The organism is Streptomyces sp. NPDC031121, assembly GCF_055570615.1.
This window is the reverse complement of sequence record NZ_JBVIGV010000008.1, coordinates 302,759-320,945: the sequence shown is the minus strand read 5'-3', so window position 1 is coordinate 320,945 and position 18,187 is coordinate 302,759. Positions and strand designations below refer to the sequence as shown.

At 75.1% G+C, this 18,187-nt stretch carries 19 protein-coding genes; 9 read left to right on the top strand and 10 right to left on the bottom strand.

All coding sequences use genetic code 11. The annotated features are described in order from the left end of the window. The first annotated feature begins 237 nt into the window (after positions 1 to 237). The 5 genes from ACZ462_RS17485 (at position 238) to mscL (ending at position 4,158) form a co-directional block, all read left to right on the top strand. Complete coding sequence (locus ACZ462_RS17485; protein WP_467803309.1) at positions 238 to 1,548, top strand: MFS transporter; 1,311 nt, start codon at positions 238 to 240, stop codon at positions 1,546 to 1,548. Positions 1,549 to 1,615: 67 nt separating this feature from the next. Next, the gene (locus ACZ462_RS17480; protein WP_114057901.1) at positions 1,616 to 1,885 is read left to right on the top strand and encodes an FmdB family zinc ribbon protein; all 270 of its coding nucleotides are present in this window, start codon (positions 1,616 to 1,618) and stop codon (positions 1,883 to 1,885) included. Between the two features lie 77 nt (positions 1,886 to 1,962). Beyond that, positions 1,963 to 2,796, top strand: coding sequence for an S-methyl-5'-thioadenosine phosphorylase (locus tag ACZ462_RS17475; RefSeq protein ID WP_467803311.1), 834 nt, complete (start codon positions 1,963 to 1,965; stop codon positions 2,794 to 2,796). Positions 2,797 to 2,991: 195 nt separating this feature from the next. After that, positions 2,992 to 3,525 carry a hypothetical protein gene (locus ACZ462_RS17470; RefSeq protein WP_467803313.1) on the top strand — a complete coding sequence of 178 codons (534 nt, stop codon included), beginning with the start codon at positions 2,992 to 2,994 and terminating at the stop codon, positions 3,523 to 3,525. 141 nt (positions 3,526 to 3,666) lie between these two features. Continuing rightward, entirely contained in the window at positions 3,667 to 4,158 is a 492-nt protein-coding gene (gene mscL, locus ACZ462_RS17465; protein WP_467803314.1) for a large conductance mechanosensitive channel protein MscL, read from the top strand. Between the two features lie 4 nt (positions 4,159 to 4,162). Here mscL and ACZ462_RS17460 read toward each other — a convergent pair whose 3' ends face one another. Continuing rightward, positions 4,163 to 4,378, bottom strand: a complete 216-nt coding sequence (locus tag ACZ462_RS17460) for a hypothetical protein (RefSeq protein WP_467803315.1) — start codon at positions 4,376 to 4,378, stop codon at positions 4,163 to 4,165. A gap of 125 nt (positions 4,379 to 4,503) precedes the next feature. Between ACZ462_RS17460 and ACZ462_RS17455 the strand changes: the two genes are divergently transcribed. Beyond that, entirely contained in the window at positions 4,504 to 5,658 is a 1,155-nt protein-coding gene (locus ACZ462_RS17455; protein WP_467803316.1) for a low temperature requirement protein A, read from the top strand. A 55-nt stretch (positions 5,659 to 5,713) separates the two neighbouring features. Beyond that, on the top strand, positions 5,714 to 6,991 hold the full coding sequence (locus ACZ462_RS17450) for a cytochrome P450 (RefSeq protein ID WP_467803317.1): 1,278 nt from the start codon (positions 5,714 to 5,716) through the stop codon (positions 6,989 to 6,991). Positions 6,992 to 7,050: 59 nt separating this feature from the next. Here ACZ462_RS17450 and ACZ462_RS17445 read toward each other — a convergent pair whose 3' ends face one another. Both ACZ462_RS17445 and ACZ462_RS17440 read right to left on the bottom strand, forming a co-directional pair. After that, positions 7,051 to 7,542 carry a DUF5949 family protein gene (locus tag ACZ462_RS17445; protein WP_467803318.1) on the bottom strand — a complete coding sequence of 164 codons (492 nt, stop codon included), beginning with the start codon at positions 7,540 to 7,542 and terminating at the stop codon, positions 7,051 to 7,053. Positions 7,543 to 7,598: 56 nt separating this feature from the next. Beyond that, positions 7,599 to 8,210 carry a DUF4352 domain-containing protein gene (locus ACZ462_RS17440; RefSeq protein ID WP_467803319.1) on the bottom strand — a complete coding sequence of 204 codons (612 nt, stop codon included), beginning with the start codon at positions 8,208 to 8,210 and terminating at the stop codon, positions 7,599 to 7,601. A gap of 164 nt (positions 8,211 to 8,374) precedes the next feature. Between ACZ462_RS17440 and ACZ462_RS17435 the strand changes: the two genes are divergently transcribed. Further along, positions 8,375 to 8,821, top strand: coding sequence for a DUF6299 family protein (locus ACZ462_RS17435; protein WP_467803320.1), 447 nt, complete (start codon positions 8,375 to 8,377; stop codon positions 8,819 to 8,821). A gap of 55 nt (positions 8,822 to 8,876) precedes the next feature. On the opposite strand, the gene ACZ462_RS17430 is transcribed toward ACZ462_RS17435, so the two are convergent. The 5 genes from ACZ462_RS17430 to ACZ462_RS17410 form a co-directional block, all read right to left on the bottom strand. Beyond that, on the bottom strand, positions 8,877 to 9,077 hold the full coding sequence (locus ACZ462_RS17430; protein ID WP_467803321.1) for a hypothetical protein: 201 nt from the start codon (positions 9,075 to 9,077) through the stop codon (positions 8,877 to 8,879). 77 nt (positions 9,078 to 9,154) lie between these two features. Continuing rightward, positions 9,155 to 11,242: a SpoIIE family protein phosphatase gene (locus tag ACZ462_RS17425; protein ID WP_467803322.1), complete on the bottom strand. Its 2,088-nt coding sequence runs from the start codon at positions 11,240 to 11,242 to the stop codon at positions 9,155 to 9,157. Positions 11,243 to 11,256: 14 nt separating this feature from the next. Further along, positions 11,257 to 11,586 (bottom strand): hypothetical protein, encoded by a 330-nt coding sequence (locus ACZ462_RS17420; RefSeq protein WP_467803323.1) that lies wholly within the window; start codon positions 11,584 to 11,586, stop codon positions 11,257 to 11,259. Positions 11,587 to 11,598: 12 nt separating this feature from the next. Next, a complete protein-coding gene (locus ACZ462_RS17415) occupies positions 11,599 to 12,879 on the bottom strand; it encodes an NAD(P)-binding domain-containing protein (RefSeq protein WP_467803604.1) in 1,281 nt (426 codons plus the stop codon). 169 nt (positions 12,880 to 13,048) lie between these two features. Then, entirely contained in the window at positions 13,049 to 14,611 is a 1,563-nt protein-coding gene (locus ACZ462_RS17410; protein WP_468252360.1) for a carboxylate--amine ligase, read from the bottom strand. A 150-nt stretch (positions 14,612 to 14,761) separates the two neighbouring features. On the opposite strand from ACZ462_RS17410, the gene ACZ462_RS17405 reads away from it, so the two are divergent. Next, on the top strand, positions 14,762 to 16,273 hold the full coding sequence (locus ACZ462_RS17405) for a glycoside hydrolase family 26 protein (RefSeq protein ID WP_467803325.1): 1,512 nt from the start codon (positions 14,762 to 14,764) through the stop codon (positions 16,271 to 16,273). A 5-nt stretch (positions 16,274 to 16,278) separates the two neighbouring features. On the opposite strand, the gene ACZ462_RS17400 is transcribed toward ACZ462_RS17405, so the two are convergent. Beyond that, on the bottom strand, positions 16,279 to 17,421 hold the full coding sequence (locus ACZ462_RS17400) for a GNAT family N-acetyltransferase (RefSeq protein WP_467803326.1): 1,143 nt from the start codon (positions 17,419 to 17,421) through the stop codon (positions 16,279 to 16,281). Then, the gene (locus tag ACZ462_RS17395; RefSeq protein ID WP_467803327.1) at positions 17,418 to 18,152 is read right to left on the bottom strand and encodes a lipopolysaccharide biosynthesis protein; all 735 of its coding nucleotides are present in this window, start codon (positions 18,150 to 18,152) and stop codon (positions 17,418 to 17,420) included. The genes ACZ462_RS17400 and ACZ462_RS17395 overlap by 4 nt, the downstream gene beginning before the upstream one ends. Positions 18,153 to 18,187 lie beyond the last annotated feature (35 nt).

Below are 18,187 nucleotides of genomic sequence, written 5' to 3'. Positions count from 1 at the left end.
GGCGTGAGAGCGAAGCTGCCTGTACCATAAAGGCACACCACATCGAACCAACTCTGCCTGATGCAGAGCTGGCGCGACCGCAAAGCGGCCGTGGCTGCCCCCGCAGTGGGCGCCCAGGTATCACTCGGTTCTGCGCAAGAGGACAGCTCTCGGGGCTCCTACGTACGGGTGCGGCCGCTCACCAGCGAAACACCTCCGCAGACCGGGAGCTCTACCAGGCAGCGGAAAGGCCAGGCCGTGACATCCGCGGTCACGACCGACACGTCCGCCCGACCCGGTTACGGACAGCTGCTGCGCACTCCCGGCGCCCTCGGCTTCGTCCTCCCCGGGTTCGCCGCCCGCCTCCCGTTCGGCATGCTGACGGTCAGCATCCTGCTGCTGGTGCAGCACACCACCGGCTCGTACGCGAGCGCGGGCATCGTCTCCGCCGTCACCGGCATCTCGATGGCGCTGTTCGCCCCCGTCATGGGCTCGCTCACCGACCGCCACGGCCAGAGCGCCGTGCTCGTCCCGGGCGTCCTCGCGCACGCCGCCGCCGTCAGCGGGCTCGTCACCCTCGCGCTGGTCGACGCCCCCCTGTGGGCGCTCGCGGCGGCCGCCGTCCCGGCCGGCGCCTCGGTGCCGCAGGTCGGCCCCATGGTGCGGGCCCGCTGGGCCGCCCGCCTGGAGGGCTCGCCGCTGCTGCCGACCGCCGCCGCGTTCGAGTCCGTCACCGACGAGTTCACCTTCGTCGTCGGCCCCGTCCTCGCCACCGCCCTGTGCACGGGCGTCCACCCCGCCGCCGGCCTGGCGACCGAGGCCGCGCTCACCCTCGCCGGCGGCCTCGTCTTCGCCGCCCGCCGCGCCTCCCAGCCCCGCCCGCACGGCCGCCCCGAGGGCGGCGCCGTCCGCCGCGGCTCCGCCCTGGCCCACCCCGGCGTGCGCGTCCTGATCGTGGCCTTCCTCGGCATCGGCGCCGTCTTCGGCGGCATGCAGATGTCCCTGACCGCCTTCTCCAACGAGATCGGCAACCCCGGCGCCAACGGCGCCCTCTACGGCGTCTTCGCCGCCGGCAACATGATCGCGGGCATCGCCTGCGGCGCCATCGCCTGGAAGATCGGCCCGCGCCGCCGCCTGCTGCTCGGGTACGCCGGCCTGACCGCGGCCGCGTCCGTGCTGTGGACCGCGGACTCCGCGATCCTGCTCGGCGGACTCGGCCTCCTCGTCGGCCTCTGCATCGCCCCGGCCCTGATCACCGGCTACACCATGGTCGAGGCGCTCGTCCCGGCGAACGCCCGGACCGAGGCCTTCACCTGGCTCACCGGCGCCGTCGCCTTCGGCCAGGCCACTGCTGCCATCGTGGCGGGCAACCTGACGGACTCGCACGGCTCCGCGTACGGCTTCCTCGTCCCGATGGCCGGCACCGTCCTGGCCTTCGCCACCCTGGTCGCGCTGCGCGCCCAGTTGGCGCCCAAGGCCCCGAGCCGGGTCGTCGGCGCCTCCGCGGCCCGCACCGGCACCGCCGAAGGGCGTGGTGTGGGTCACCGCACGCCGGTGACGGTGGACTGATCCGGCGGAATGCGTCACCATGGAGCATCGTTAGCACTCATCGAGTCAGAGTGCCAGGAGGAAATTCGTGCCGACCTACCAGTACCAGTGCACCGACTGCGGTGAGGGCCTTGAGGCCGTGCAGAAGTTCACCGACGACGCACTGACCGAGTGCCCGAGCTGCCAGGGGCGCCTGAAGAAGGTGTTCTCCGCGGTCGGCATCGTCTTCAAGGGATCCGGTTTCTACCGCAACGACAGCCGCGGCGCCTCGTCGAGCAGCACCCCGGCCTCGACGCCGAAGCCGGCCGCCGCAGCACCGGCCGCGTCGTCGAGCAGCAGCTCCACCTCGGCCGCCTGATCCCGCCGCCTGCCTTGCGAGGCCCCGCCGCCCTTCCGGTCGGCGGGGCCTTCCGCATCCCCCGTTAGGGTGACGGCATGACTGACGCAGAGATCGGTGTCATCGGCGGATCCGGCTTCTACTCCTTCCTGGAGGACGTGACCGAGGTCCAGGTGGACACCCCGTACGGGGCCCCGAGCGACTCCCTCTTCCTCGGCGAGCTGGCCGGGCGCAAGGTCGCCTTCCTGCCCCGCCACGGCCGCGGCCACAAGGTCCCGCCGCACCGCATCAACTACCGGGCCAACCTGTGGGCGCTGCGCGCGGCCGGCGTGCGCCAGGTGCTCGGGCCCTGCGCCGTCGGCGGGCTGCGCGCCGAGTACGGGCCGGGGACGCTTCTGGTCCCCGACCAGCTGGTGGACCGTACGAAGTCGCGCACGCAGACCTTCTTCGACGGCGAACCCCTGCCGGACGGCTCCGTCCCCAACGTCGTGCACACCACCTTCGCCGACCCGTACTGCCCCGCCGGCCGCGCCGTGGCCCTGGCCGCGGCGCGCGGCCGCGGCTGGGAGCCGGTGGACGGCGGCACGATGGTCGTGGTCGAGGGGCCGCGGTTCTCCACCCGCGCCGAATCGCGGTGGCACGCGGCGATGGGCTGGTCGGTCGTGGGCATGACGGGCCACCCGGAGGCGGTGCTCGCCCGCGAGCTGGGGCTCTGCTACACCTCGATGGCGCTGGTCACGGACCTGGACGCGGGCGCGGAGACCGGCGAGGGCGTCTCGCACACCGAGGTGCTCCGGGTCTTCGGCGAGAACGTCGGCCGGCTGCGCGAGGTCCTCTTCGACGCGGTGGCGGCGCTGCCGGCGACGGAGAGCCGAGACTGCCTGTGCACGCACGCGCACGACGGCTGGGACCTGGGGATCGAGCTGCCGTAGGGGGCGGCGTACGAGGGCTGCGTACGGAGCGGGGGCGCCCGCCTCCGGGGCGCGGCGGGCCACCCGGGAGGGTGAGGGGTTCGTCCACAACCCCGGGACCGTCCACAGGCCCGAGCGGGGCCGGCCGGGGAGGCGGATCGTGGGGGTGTCCGGACGCCGGGTCCGGACCGCGAACCCGACCTCCTGGTGGCAGCCATGTCCTCCGACGCCCTCCTCTCCCCCTGTCCGCCCGCGCTCTCCTCGTGCCCGCCCGCGCGCCGTGTGCCCGCGTTCCCGCCGCTGCGGGTCGGCCCCGGCCGGTACCGGCTGCGCCGGGCCCTGCGCCGGCGGCGGCGCACGGCCTCCGGGGCGCTGGCCCTGACCGCGGCCGTGCTCGCCGTGGCGGGAGTCGGCCAGGCCGCCCAGGCCGCCCGGGGCGCGTCCCCGCCGTCGGCGGGGCCCCCTCCCGCGGCGGTGCGGACGGTGTCGGCGCCGGTGCGCATCGCGGACGCGGCGACGGTGCGGCTGCTGCGCCCGGGCGACCGGGTGGACGTGGTCGCGGCGGAGCGCTCGGGGCCGCCCCGGCTGGTCGCGGCGGGGGTTCGGGTGGCCCGGGTGCCCGCCCCCGCCGAGGAGGCGGGGGCGGCCGGGGACGGCGGGGCGCTGGTGGTGCTGTCGGTGCCCCGGGAGACCGCGCGGGAGCTGGTGGGCGCGGCGGCCACGGCCCGGTTGGCGGTGGCGGTGTGCTGAGGCGGCCGGGCGCGGCGAATCGGACGGGAGTGCCGTCAGTCCACCGCGGAACGGCGCCCGATTGGACACGGCCGTGCCCGACTGCCGTAGCTTTCGGAACCGTTGGCTCCATGTACGGCGGATTCGAAGAAGGGCTCAGTCGTGAGCAAGGACAAGGAAAGCGTGCTGGCGGGCTTCAAGGCCTTCCTGATGCGGGGCAACGTGGTCGACCTGGCCGTCGCGGTGGTCATCGGCGCGGCGTTCACCAACATCGTGAACTCGGTGGTGAAGGGCATCATCAGCCCGCTGGTCGGCGCGATCGGCACCAAGAACCTCGACGTGTACTCCTCCTGCCTGAAGGGCCCCTGCGGGGTCAGCGAGAAGGGCGAGGCGATCGGCGTCAACATCCTGTGGGGCTCGGTGCTGAACGCCGCCCTGACCTTCCTGATCACGGCGGCGGTCGTCTACTTCCTGATGGTGCTGCCGATGGCCAAGTACCTGGCCAGGGTGGAGGAGCGCCGCAGGGCCCGCGAGGGCGTGCAGGAGACCATCGAGGTCACCGAGCTGGAGGTGCTGAAGGAGATCCGCAACGAGCTGGTCGCCCAGCGCGCCCTGAACGGCGGCGGCTCCGGCACCCCCGGTTCGCGCCTCTAGCCGGTCACAGGTGGTGGGGCGGCTTCTCGTCGAGGAAGCGGGCCAGGTCGGCCGCGCTTCCGGCCGCGGGCGGCCGCTCTCCCCAGCCTCGGTCGGTGTCGTCCGAGGACTGCTGGTCCAGCGGGTCGTCGAAGACCAGCCGAGGCTTCGGCTTCTTCGGCGCCGGCTCGGCCGCGGGCTCGGGGCGGCGACGGTCGTCGGAGGCGGGGGCGGTGCTCATGCATCCAGGGTACGGCCGGGCCCGGGCGCCCTCCGCGCCCCCGGCGCACGCCCGCCCGGGGCACGCGGGCGCGACCGGCCGCGCGCCTCGACTGCCGCCGCTGCCGCGGCTGGTGTCCTGGCGGCATGGCGTACGCAACCATGACCGCCCGCGACCGGGAGGAAGGGCACCGGTCCGCGACGGCACTGGAGCTGTTCTTCGACCTGTGCTTCGTCGTCGCGGTGGCACAGGCCGGCCGGCAACTGGTCCACGCACTCGCCGAGGACCATGTCGCCCAGGGCGTGACCGGCTACCTGTTCGTCTTCTTCGGCGTCTGGTGGGCCTGGATGAACTTCACCTGGTTCGCCTCCGCCTACGACGTCGACGACGTGCCGTACCGGATCGCGACCCTGGTGCAGATCTCCGGCGTGCTCGTCTACTCGGCCGGGATCCCGCGCGCCTTCAACGACAACGACTGGACCGTCGCCGTCCTCGGCTACGTGGTGATGCGCCTGGCGCTGACCGCGCAGTGGCTGCGGGCCGCGGCCGGGGAGAGCGGGCCGGCCCGCCGCTGCGCGCTCACCTACGCCGCCGGGCTCGTCGTCTGCCAGATCGGCTGGGTGGCGCTGCTCGCGGCTCCCGAGTCCGCCCGCCGGTGGCTGTTCCTGGTGCTGGTGGCGGCCGAGCTGCTCGTCCCGGTGATCGCCGAGCGGAAGCACCAGACGCCGTGGCACCCGCACCACATCGCCGAGCGGTACGGCCTGTTCACCATCATCGTCCTGGGCGAGACCGTCGCCGCGAGCACGGTCGCCGTCCAGTCCGCGCTCGACGGGCACGAGGCGCCGGACCTGCTGCTGCCCCTCGCGGCGGGCGGCCTGCTGCTGGTGTTCTCCGCCTGGTGGATCTACTTCGCCGCCCCGGCGCACGAGCGGCTGCGCAGCAACCGCGAGGCGATCCCCTGGGGCTACGGGCACTACGTGATCTTCGCTTCGGCGGCGGCGATCGGCGCGGGCATCGAGGTGGCGGTCGAGCACGCCGTCGGCAAGGCGCACCTGTCGCAGACGGCCGCCAACCTCTCGGTGACCGTCCCGGCGGCGCTGTTCCTCGCGTTCGTGTGGCTGCTGCACGCGCGGCACTTCAAGCACGGGGCGGCCCGGCAGCTCATCCTGCCGGCGGCGGCGCTGGCCGTCCTCGCCTGCGCGTGGACCGGCACGTACGCGGTGCTGTGGGCCGGCCTGGTCGCGGCGGCGACGGTCGCGGCGGGCGTGACCTCGGCCCGGTCGGAGCGTTCTGGTGCGTGAGGAGCGCGCGCGGCGACGGCCGCCGGGGGCGCGCCGGCGACAGGAAGAAGGCGCGATGGACGTCCCGGTACAGCGGAACGCGGCGGCGGGCCCGGCGGTGGCGGAGTGCGGGGAGCTCGCCGACCCCGCGTTCTGGCGGCTGCCGCCGCAGGCGCGGCTCGACGCCTTCGCCCGGCTGCGGGCCCTCGGTACGCCGGTGTTCGTGCCCGAGGGCCGGGGCCGGGGGCACTGGGCGCTCGTACGGCACGCGGACGTACAGGAGGCGAGCCGGCTGCCGAAGGTCTTCGCGAGCGCCCCCGGGGTCACCACGCCCGAGCCGGCGCGGTGGGTGCGGGCCCTGTTCGGCGACTCGATGGTGAACCTCGACGGCGCGGACCACGCCCGGCTGCGCAAGATCGTCCAGCGGGCGTTCACACCGCGGCTGCTGGCGGCGGCCGAAGCGGACATCCACGCGGTGGCCGCGCGGATCGTGGACGACGTCCTGGCGGAGCGGCCCGAGGAGTTCGTCTCGGCGGTGTCCTCCCGGCTGCCCCTGGAGGTCATCTGCAACATGATGGGCATTCCGGAGCGGTACCGGCCGGAGATCGCCGACCGGGTCAACCACGCCTCGGAGAACATCGGCGTGGAGCGGGGCCTGGCCTCCCGGCTGCGGATGCCGGGGCGGGGGCTGCGCGCGCTGGCCCGCATGCAGCGGATGGTCGCGGCGATCGGGCGGGAGCGCCGCCGGAATCCCGGCGACGACCTGATCTCCGCGCTGGTCTGCGCGAACGTCGACGGGCAGGCGCTGGGCGCCCGCCAACTGGGCGCCTTCTTCTCGCTGCTGATGGTCGCCGGGGTGGAGACCACGAGGAACGCGATCACGCACGGGCTGAGCCTGCTGACCGACCACCCCGGCCAGCGGGACCTGCTGCTGGGGGACTTCGAGGCGTACGCGGACGGCGCCGTCGACGAGATGATCCGGCACTCGACGCCGATCATCCAGTTCCGCCGGACGGTCGTCGCCGAGCACGAGCTGGGTGGCCGCCTCTTCCGGCCGGGCGAGAAGGTGGTGCTGTACTACGCCTCCGCCAACCGGGACGAGGCCGTCTTCCCCGACCCGGACGCCTTCGACATCACCCGCTCACCCAACCCGCACCTCGGTTTCGGCGGCGGCGGACCGCACTTCTGCCTGGGCGCGCATTTGGCCCGGGTGGAGATGAAGGCCCTGTTCCGCGAGCTGCTGACGCAGCCGGTCGGGCTGCGCGCCGTCGGCCTGCCCGACCTCGCGGGGTCGAACTTCGACAACCGGGTCCGCTCGCTGCGCTTCGCCTTCGACGGCCCCGGCGGCGCCTGACGCGGCGGCCGCCGTGTGCGGCCGCCGCCGGCCGGACGGGACTTCGACGACACGACCTGCTAGTGGAGGCGGCGTACCGACAGGACGCAGTGGGCGCTGCCGGTGAGGACCGCCTCGTCGCCCGCGAACGCCTTGAGGGCGTCCGGGTCGACGGGGTGGCCGGGCACGGCCTCGGGCCAGGCGCGGGTGGCGAACAGGAAGTAGACCTGGCCGCTCTCGTTGGCGGCGGCGACCCACTCGTCCGGGGCGGTGCAGGTGGCGTTGAGGCCCGGCATGGTCAGGGCCACCTGGTTGTCGGCCAGCACCACCTGCACCGGGAAGGCGGCCGGGTTGTGGGTGCCGTCCTCGACGACGTCGCCGATGCGCAGGCCCATCTCCCGGATCAGCGCGCGGGCGGCCTCCTCGCCCGCCTCGCGACCCTGCGGGCCGTCGCCGAGCGCGTAGGCGAGGAGGTAGGGGACGTCGTGGCCTTCGGAGGGGTCGCCGATCCATGCGAGCACCGAAAGGGTGCCCAGCAGGGTCCGGTCGGCTGCCGCTTGTGTGGAAGTCATGCGCCGCACCCTAACGGCCCTTCCGAGGGGCTCCGACGGCCTTTCACCCGGGCGGGCTATACGGCCCAGAATCCCTCTCCGGAATTCGTCCGGACGTTCGCATCGCGGTATTCGAGCCGCACGATGCGGGTGTTCTGCGGAATTTCGAACACGACCCACCCCTCGGCCCGTTCGCCGACCGCGAGGGAATCGAATACGAGGGGTTTGCCGGTGGTGAGTTCGCCGGTCCGCACGACCGGGTGGCGCCGCCCGGCGCTGTCGTGCGCCCACATGCCGCCGAGGGCTCCGTACGAGGCCCCGCCGATGTTGGCGAACGACATGGAGGCGGCCACCCAGCGCTTCCCGGCCGGCGGGGCGTAGTTCGCGTCGGCGCTGACCGCGGGGTCGACGTAGGCGTTCAGCACGGCCTGGAGGTGCCGGCCCACCTGTCGGCCGTGCACCTGAACGGCGTCCCCTACGTGGGCTTCCCTGACGGCGCCGCGGGCCGGGCGGGAGCCGGCCCCGGGCCCGCCGTCGCCCGGAACGCCGTCGTCCACCGGAGCGGCGGGCACTGCGGCGGGCGCGGACGCGGCGCGGTCGGGCGCGGGGTAGCAGCCCGTGCCGCCGAGCAACAGGAGCGGCAGGAGGGCCGCGGCGGCGAGGGCGGGGGCGGGGGCGGACTGGCGCATGCGCGATCCCTTCGGGGACCTTCGGGGACGTATTCCGGCAAGTCTCACGCGCCCGAGCGGGGAATTGCACACACCGACACGGGTGTACGGGACGAGTTGTCCCGCCGTCTGCCACCACAATGCGTTGCGGCAGAATACCGCCCGAAGAACGACCCGGAGGAACCATGTCCATTCGCCGGACCCGCATGCCCTTCACCGTCCTGGCAGCACTCGCCGCGGCAACCGCTTTGGCGACGCCCGCGGGCGCGACCGTGTACGGGCAGGCGATTTCCGTCCACCCTTACGGGCAGCTCGCCCAGGACGGCACGATCACTCTTTCCGGCTCCTACAAGTGCAGCACCGCATCACCCTCGGGGGCGATGCAGATCTCCGCGACGGTCGTGCAGGAGGGCATCCGCCTGACCACCACCGCCGACGAGTCACCGGTCTGCGACGGCACCGAGCGCAAGTGGCGCAGCACCGCCCGCACCCCGCAGGGCCTCGGCATCCACAAGGGCGAGGCCCTCTTCGAGGCGCGGCTCCAGGAGATCGGCTTCTCCGGTGCGAGCCTGCTGCCCTCCTCGGTCGACGCGGTCGCCGTGGACAGCCGCCCCGGCCGCGTCCACGGCTAGGGCCTGTCCGGGTGCTGCCGGACGGATGGGCCGGGTCGCCCGCCGGTGGCCGCCGCTACCGGCAGGCGGGCGCCACACCCGTCATGGACATGAACGCCACGGACCGGCAGCCGGTGTCCCCCGGCGGGTTCCCGGCGGCCCCTGCGCGCTCCGCGACCTCCGGCACGACGGCCCCGAGCAGGAGCAGCGCCAGCAGCCCACCGGCCGCGCGCCGGGCGCTCAGGCGGGGCCGCACGGAAGGTTCCGGTTCACGCATGCCGCATACGTCGTCGGTCTCATGAACCGCATCATCACCCCACCCCCCACCCGCCACAACTCCGCGTGACAGCACGCTCACCCGGCGCCGCGCAGGCTGCCGGGGGCGTCGAACTCGCACCACACCGCCTTGCCGTCGCCCCGCGACTCCACGCCCCAGTGCGTGGCCAGCGCGTCCACCAGCAGCAGGCCCCGCCCGGTGGTCGCGGCCTCCCCCGGGGTCCGCCGGCGCGGCCACACGCTGGAGCGGTCCTTCACCCACAGCCGGATCCGCCGCACCGGCTCCGGCAGCACCTCCATCGTCAGCACCGCTCCGCCGTCGGTGTGCAGCAGGGCGTTGACCAGCAGTTCTCCGGCCGCCAGCTCCACGTCGTCCGCGAGGTCGGGCATGCCCCAGTCCCGCAGCGCCTGCCGCAGCGCGTAGCGGGCCTCCGAGAGGCCCTCCGGATCCGCCTGGTGGACGTACTGGTGGATGCGCGGCGCGCGGTGCGTGCCGGGGTCGGGGGCCCGGCGGAGCACCAGCAGTGCGACGTCGTCGCCCGAGCCCCAGCGCTCCCACAGCCGGTCCGAGAGGTGGTCGGCGAGCGCCCCCGCCTCCTGCGGGCCGCTGCGGACGGCGTGCGCGAGGGCCTCCATGCCCTGGGTGATCGTGGTGCCCGGCTCCTCCACCAGCCCGTCCGTGCACAGCACCAGCGTCTCCCCCGGCACCAGGTCAAGGCGCGTCTCGGGGAACTCCTCCTGCTCGAACGCGGAGGCCAGGCCCAGCGGCAGCCCGCCGCGCACCTTCGGCCAGCCCGTACGCCCGTCCGTGTGCCGGATGAGCGGGCCCAGGTGCCCCGCGCGGACGGCCCGTACGCCGCCGGTCTCCAGGTCGACCTGCGCGTACATGCACGTCGCGAACCGCTCGGTGTCCAGCTCGGCGAGGAAGCGGGAGGCCCGCGCCAGCACCGTCGACGGCGGGTGGCCCTCGCCCGCGTACGCCCGCAGCGCGATCCGCAGCTGGCCCATGATGGCGGCGGCGTGCGTGTCGTGGCCCTGCACGTCGCCGACAACGAGGCCGACGCGGTCCCGGGGCAGGGCGATCACGTCGTACCAGTCCCCGCCCACCTCCCGCCCGCTCCACGCCGAGTGGTAGCGCACGGCGATCTCCCCGCCGCTGATCTCCGGGATCCGGCGCGGCAGCATCGAGGCCTGCAGCCCCGTCGCGAACTCGCGCTCCTGGTCGAACAGCAGCGCCCGCTGGAGGGACTGCGCGACGATGCCGGCGAGGCCGAGGCAGAGGTTCTGCTCCTCGGGGCTGAACTCGGTGCGCCGCCGGTAGAACAGCACCAGGCCGCCGATGGCCTTGGCCTGCGCGATCAGCGGCAGGTACGCGGCCGCGTCGTAGCGGATCCGGCCCAGGTAGTCGGCCAGCAGGGGGAACTCCCCGGCCAGCTCGGCCAGCGAGGGGACGAATCGGGCTTGGCCGGTCAGGACGGCCCGGGAGAGCGGCAGCGAGCCGTCCAGCCGGGTGAACCTGCGCTCCGCGAGGATCTCCAGGGACTCCCCGCTCAGCGCGATGACCTTCATCGCGTCGTTCTCGACGAGGCTCAGGGCCAGCCCGTCCGCGCCGAGCCGCTCCAGCGCGCCCGCGCCGGTCAGCGCCGCCGTGACGTCGTCGACGGTCACCGCCCGGGACAGCGCCTCCGTGGTCCGCTGCACGATCGTGGCCTGCCGGGCCCGCGCCGACTCCAGCTTCCGCAGCACGGTGGCGTGCGCGAGCTCCGCCGTCGCGTCGCGGACGATGCCCGCGATCCGGCGGGGCGTCCCGTCGTCGTCCCGAAGGATCCGGCCCTGGGTGTGGGTCCACTGGTCGACCCCGTCGCGGCGGCGCACCGTGAAGTACGAGCCGTAGGTCTCGGCGCCCCCGTCCAGCGCGGCGCGCACCGCCTCGGCCAGCCGGTTCCCGTCGTCCGGCGGGATCCGCAGGCCAAGGCCCTCGGGGGTCCCGTCGAACTCGTCGGGCTCCAGGTCGAAGACCACGAGCCCGGCCCCGTCCAGGGCCAGCGTCCCGGCGTCCAGGTCCCACTCGAAGCTGCCCATGCGGTTCAGCGCGAGGCGCTCCCCGGGGCCCGTCACCGCGCCGTGGCGGTTCCGTCCGGATCCGTCGTGCTCCGCCGCTGCCAATGGACACACACCACCTAACGGCCTGGCCAGCACGGCTGGGAGATCAGCCGCTCCCACTCCTCGTCAGGATGCCCCGGAAGGGTGCGTCCGGCCTCCCGCCAGCGCTCCAGGAGCGAAAGGTAGATCGTCGGTCGGTCGGGGGCGGCGGGCGCGGGGGCCCCGTACGGGTCCGGGCCGGACGGGCCGGACGCGTACGGCCCGGACGCGTACGGGCCGGACGCGTACGAGCCGGACCCGTACGGGCCGGACGCGTACGGGCCGGGTCCGGCCGCGGCAGGCTGCTCCGTCCGGCTCGCGGGGATCCGTACCCAGCCCCGGCCCTGTGCTCGCTGCTCCGCAGTCATCGCGGACCCCTCTCACCTCACCGCAGAGACGTCTTCGGACGGCCCCCGGCCCGCCCGGGCGGGGCGGGGGATCCCGAAGGGGCCCGCCGGCCGGCTGCGGGCGCCGAGCCGCCTGCGGACTCCCCCGACCAGTCTCCCCGCCGTGAACCCCGCACCGTGCACGAATCGCATGGAAGGGCCGAATGAGGGAGCGGTGAGCAGCCCCGCGAAGAACAGTCCCGGCCACGAGGACTCGAAACCGGAACTCAGCTCGGGTGTGCGGCCGCTCCCGACGGTGTCCAGCGCGTCCCGCAGCCCGGCGTCCAGCAGGTGCAGCCGGGCGAGGTCGGGGGCAAAGCCGGTGGCCGCGATCACGTGCGCGACGTCCAGGACGACCGACTCCCCGGCCGCGGTCGTCAGCCCGAGCCGCGTCCGGTCCCCCACCGGGACGGCATGGTGCAGCCGGTGCCCCAGCAGCACCGGCACGGTCCGCTCGAAGCGGTCCCGCAGCCACCAGGCCCCCGCCGGCCCGAGCGCGGTCGTGGCGATCCGCTCGCGGCGGGCTGCGGGCAGCCGCCGCACCGCCCACGGCAGCTCGGACCAGACCCAGGTGCGCCAGCCGCTGCCGAGGCCGCTGTGCGGGCGGCGCAGCGCCTCCAGGGCGGGCCGCTCCAGCGGCGGCGGGACGGTGTTCCAGCCGATCCCGGAGCACCGGGCGACGAGGCAGGGCCGGGCCCCGCACTCGGCGAGCAGGGCTGCGGTCTCCAGGGCGGCCTGCCCGGCCCCGATCACCGCGACGTCCCGGCCGGCGAACGGCGCCAGGTCGCGGTGGTCGGTGCTGTGCGAGCAGTGGCCGGGCGGCAGGGCGCGCAGCGCCTCCGGATGGCGTGCGAAGGGCATGACGCCGACGGCCAGGGCGACCGTCCGGGCGAGCAGCTGCGGGCCCTCGGCGGTGCGGATGCGGAAGCCGTCGCCCTGAGGGGCGACCTCGGTGACGGTGACCTCCTCCACCTCGGGCACCGCCTGCCCCGCGAACCACAGGCCGTAGTCGCCGAACATCCCGACCGGCAGCGGGCGGCCGTGCTCCGCCGCCACCCCGCGGCCCGCGCAGAACTCGGCGAGGGTGTGCCGACCGCCGGGCGCGGACAGGTTGGAGGCCCACGGCTCGGACTTCAGGTACATGCCCTCGGGCATGTGGTCCCGCCAGGAGGCCATGGGGCGCCCGAGCACCCGCACGCCGATCCCGGCCGCCGCCGCGTGCGCCGCGATCGACAGGCCGTACGGACCGGCACCCACCACGACGAGATCGTCCATCCGCGTCATCGCTGTCCTTCCAGTCTCATGGGTCTTCCACCGTTTCGCTGCGGCGGTACGGGGCCCGGACCGGTGCGCGCCGTCACCTCCCGCTTCCCGACCCCCCGCCGGTCAAACTCAGACACCCTGCGTGACGCCCGCAGGGGGCACGGCGCGCCGGCTCCCGCCGTCACCGCGCCACCAGTTCGTCCGGTTCGGCGTCGGCCGCGCCAGGCGGGGCGGCCGGGCCGGCCGGCGGGGGAACGGCGGGCGGCTGCGCCGCCGGCGCGGTGGCGGCCGGCGGGGGCGACCCGGCCGGCGGGGTCAGGCCGTCGCGCTGGCGCGGGGCGCGGGCCGCGGCCCGCGCCGTGCGCCGTCCGTGCGCCGGTACGCGCCGCAGGACGCGCGCGCCCTTGTCCGCGCCCCGGCCGAGGAAGGCGGCGAGCATCGCGAGGAACGGCAGCGGGTCGTCGGCGGCGAACCAGGCCGCCTCCACCCGCCGCCTCGGCCGCGGGCCCCGCGCCGGCGCGCCGCCGGCGGGAGCCGCCGCGGCCGCCGGGCCCTCGGCAGCAGCGGAACCGCCCGGGCCTCCCGTACCGCCGGGCCCGCCCGGGACCCCCGGCCCGCCCCGGGCCCCCGCGCCGGCCGCCGCCCCGGCGCCCCGCCCCGGCCCGCGCGGCGGCAGCCGCCGCCCGCGCACCGCCGCCAGCAGCGCGTAGTTCTCCGCGAGGAACACCCGCCCCGGACCCCCGGACTGCGCCGGCACCTGCTGCCCCGTCAGGTCCAGGTACATGGCCTGGACGACGTCCAGCCCGGCCCCGTCCGCGAAGAGCCGGAACTGCGCCCCCGGCCGGGGGTTGAAGTCCACCAGCCGGAAGCAGCCCTCCTCGTCCCGCCGGAAGTCCAGGTCCAGGATCCCCTGGTAGCCCAGCCGCTCGGCGAGCCGCAGCCCCGCCTCCTCCACGGCCGGGTCCGGCAGCCAGCGCCCCACCGCCGTCAGGCCGGTCCGCACCGGCCACGACAACTCCTTGCGGCCCGACCCGGCGAGCAGCGGCCGCCCGCCGCGCCCGAACGCCCCGTGGAAGAACCAGTCCGTGTCCGTACCGGCCGACAGGAACCGCTGGAGCAGCAGCCGGCTCCCCGCCTCGGCGGTCCGCTCGTACAGCCGGCGCGCTTCGGCGGCGGTGTGCACAAGGGTGGTGCTGCGCAGCCCGCTGCCCGCCGGGAGCAGCCAGGGGCGGCTCCACTTGGCGATGGCGGGCAGGCCCAGCCGCCAGGCCGCCTCGGCGGCCTCGGCCCCGCTCTCCGGGAGCGCGGTCTCCGGGTGCGGGACGTCCCAGCGGGCGCACAGGGCGGCCAGTTCGGCCTTGTCCGCGACCCGGGCGGGCAGCCCGTCGGGCTGGTGCGGGATGCGGAAGCGGCCGTCGAGTCCGGCGCCGATCCGGGCGACGGCGATCGCGCTGAGGTCGTCCATCGCGACGAGGACCGCGGGTCGGCCGATCCGCTCCGATACCCCGGCGAGGCACTCCTCCAGCCCGTCCGGGGCCTCCGGGTCCAACCCGCCCGGAGGCCCCGGATGCACGGCCCGCAGGTACCGCGAGCGCCCCACGGGTCCTCCCCCGGCCTCGACGACGGCGTGGACCTCCACGCCCTTGCGGCCGAGGGACCTGACGGCGCCGAGGGTTCCGTGGTGGAACGGGTTCGGGTCGAGTCTGAGCACAACAGCGGGCACGTGGGCGGCGAACTCGTACATGGAAAGCGTGTCTTTCACCTAGTCGGACCAAGCAGGATCGATGCGCAACTGCGAATGGCCTACGCGGCGGTCCCCGGACAGGCCGTTCGTCGGATGTGATGCCTAACGTCTTGGACAAGCACACCGATTCGGGAATGCCCGGGAGATGCCATGCCCAGACCTCGCCGCCGCCTGGCGAACACCTGCGTCGGGACGGTCACGGCCGGCCTCCTCGCCACCGGGGCCACGCTCGCGGTCCCGGAGGACGAGGAGCTCCCCGGGTCGTCCCCCGACATCGCCGTGGGCGCCTACCTGGACTACGGGCCCCCCGGCGTCGAGCGGATCCCGCTCCTGTCGCGCTGGCTCGGCGGCAGGGAGATCCGGGTCGGCCACACCTATCTGCCGGGGGACCGCTGGGCCGGCATCGAGGGCAACGTCAGCTTCCTGGAGGACTGGGCCCGCTGGCGCCGGGCCCGGGCCGACCGGCTGTTCGTCCTCAACGTGCCCATGCAGGAGCGCAACGAGGGCCGGGTGCCCGACCGCGAGGTGGCGCGGCTCATCCGCGCCGGCGCCGCCGGCGACTTCGACGAGCACTTCCGCAGGCTGGCCCGGCGGCTCGTCGACCTCGGCGTCCCGGACACGGTGGTCGTGCTGGGCTGGGAGATGAACGGCGTCACCTACACCCACCGCTGCTCCCCCGACCCGGAGAACTGGAAGGCCTACTGGCGGCGCATCGTGAGCACCATGCGGTCCGTGCCCGGCCAGCAGTTCCGGTTCGACTTCGCGCCCAACCGCGGCTCCGACGCGATCGGCTGGACCACCTGCTACCCGGGCGACGACGTCGTCGACATCATCGGCATGGACTCCTACGACCAGGGGCCGGGCCGCACCTTCGACGACCAGATCACCCAGCCGTACGGGCTCCAGCACCACGTGGACTTCGCGAAAGCGCACGGCAAGCCGATCTCGTACCCAGAGTGGGGCCTGTTCCGCCACGGCGACAACCCGGAGTACGTACGGCGCATGCTGCGCTGGATCGAGCAGCAGAAGCCGATGTACCACACGATCACCGACTACTGCCCGCACGGCGTGTGGCAGTGCAAGCAGAACCCGCGGTCCGCGAAGGAGTTCCGCAAGGCGCTCACCCCGCAGGTGCCGCCGCCGGTCGTCCCGACGCCCGTGGTGCCCACCCCCGTGGTTCCGACACCGGTCGTACCGACACCGGTCGTGCCGACACCGGTCGTACCGACGCCGGTCGTGCCGACACCCGTGGTCCCGACCCCGTCCGTCCCGGTGCCGTCCGTACCGACGCCCTCCTTGTCCCCGCCCGTCGTGCCGGACCCGGCGCCGCAGGTGCCGACGCCCCAGCCCGTGCCCTCCCCCGAGGCCACGCGGCCGACGCCGGCACCCGTCGAACCCGCACCGGCCGAGCCGAGCCCCGACGCCCCGGTGACGCCGCCGCCCGCACCGCCGAGCCCGGTCGTGCCGAGCCCGGCGGCACCCACCACGGCCGCACCGAGCCCCACCGCACCGGCACCCCAGCCGCAGCGCCCGTGGCCCGTGAACACCACCCAGTGGTGCGTGCCGCTGGGCTTCGGCGACTGGCTCTCCAAGCTGGTCGGCAAGCAGTCGGTCTGCGTCTCGGTCGACTGGAGCTGGGACTCCGGCTTCTGGCCCTGGTAGAGCCGTCATCGCACCCGCAGTTCGCCCAGCCGCGCCCGCCAGTCCCTGGCGGCCGGCAGCGCCTCCCGCAGCGCGTCCACCGCCCGCTCGCGCCCCGTCACCTGCGACTCGTGCAGCCGCAGCAGGGGCGCGAGCGCCGTACGCGCCATCAGGAACCGCTGGTTGACGACCGTCTCGGGCCGCCAGTGGTTCTTGTACGGCTCGCTGCCGCGCAGGAAGCTCACCACCTGTCGGCCCTCCGCCAGCGCCCGGCCGGCCTCGTAGCGCAGCAGCAGCGTCGCCACGTCCACCTTCCGGGCCCGCAGGTCCGGGTCGGCCCCGTACAGGTAGCCCCCGCTGAACGACCCGGACAGGAGCGTGACGTTCGCCGCGACGACCTTCCCCTCCAGCCGGAACTCGGTCAGCCGGCCCTCGCCCGTCCGCACCATCCGCCGGGTCGCCCGCGTCAGGTGCTCGGCGAAGCGGGGCCGCAGGTGCTCGGGGGTGACCCCGCGGCCGCGCCACTGCTTCTCGTGCAGCCGCAGCAGGGTGCGCACCGCGCGCGGCACCTCGTACTCGGTGACCTCGCGCTCCTCGATCCCGGCGGCGTCGGTCTTGCGGAGCTTGGCCCGCACCCGCTGGGCGCCGGAGGCCGGCATCCGCCTGACCAGCTCGTCGAACGGCAGCGCGGGCAGCTCCATGCAGGTGGAGTCGGCGAGCCGGCTGCGGGCGCCCGGCCACTGCCCGAACACGGCCTCGGCGGCCGCCCCGGGACGCACCTCCCGCAGGTCGACGACGGCGCCGCGCGCCGCCTGGTGCAGGCCGCGGGCGAGCGCCGGGACGACCCGCTCGGCGTGCTCGTCGGCGACCAGCACGTCGAAGTGGTCGGTGATGCCGCCGCCGAGCGGCACCAGGAGCGGCAGCGGCCGGTGCACGAGCATCAGCGCGGCCGCACCGACCAGCTCCCCGCCGCGGCGCACCAGCACCACGCGCAGCCGGCCGTCCCGCCCGTACGACAGCCACCAGGAGTGCAGCCAGGCGTGGCTCTGGAACGGCGTCGCGGTCCGGCAGGATCGGAAGAGCGCGTTCCAGGGCTCTTCCAGGGCGGCGAACTGGCGGGGGTCGCGACACAGGGCCACCGACAGGGCCCCGGTGGAGCCCGCCGTCATCGCACGGACTCCTTCTCCTTGGGTTCCGCGTGCTCACCCTGGGCGGGCACCTGCCCCAGCTCCTCCACGACGGCCGCCGGCTCCTGCTCCCCGGCGGGGGCGGGCTGCGGCGCCTGCCGCCCGCCGCCCTCCTCCTCGGGGTGGCGCCGGGCGGGCCGGGCGAGCAGCCACAGCCCGCCGAGCAGGCCGCCCGCGCACAGGCCGACGGCGGCGCTGACCGCCGCGGACGGCGAGGCCGGGCCGGTGGGGGCGACGGCCTGGTCGAACAGCAGGAGCTGCACGCCGGTGTTCTTCGCGGCCTGGTTGCTGCTCAGGGTCAGGGCGTCGGCGACCGCGTTGGCGATGGCGGCGGACTCGGCGGCGCTCGACGAGGTGCCGGTGATCGCGATCATCGGGGACTCGGGGGAGGTCTCCGCCCGAACCTGGGTGCGCAGCTCGCGGGCGGTGACGCCCGCGCGGGGCTGCGCGTACGCGAGGGTGGAGCTGCTGGTCGCGATGCGGGCGTACGCCTGCGCGAAGCCCAGCGCCGTGGCCGGCTCGGTGGTGTCGCCGGGCACGGCGACGACGTAGCTGGTGGCGGCGTACTCGGGCGCCTTGAGCACTCCGTACGCGCCGCCCGCGGCCAGCCCGAGCAGGGCGGCGGCGGGCAGCGGCCACCAGGCGGGCGGCGACAGGAGCCTGGCCCGGCGGCGTCGGGCGGCGGGCTTCTTCTGGTCGGCGGTGTCGGCCATCTGTGTGATCACTTCCTGGTGGAGGGGGTTGGGGG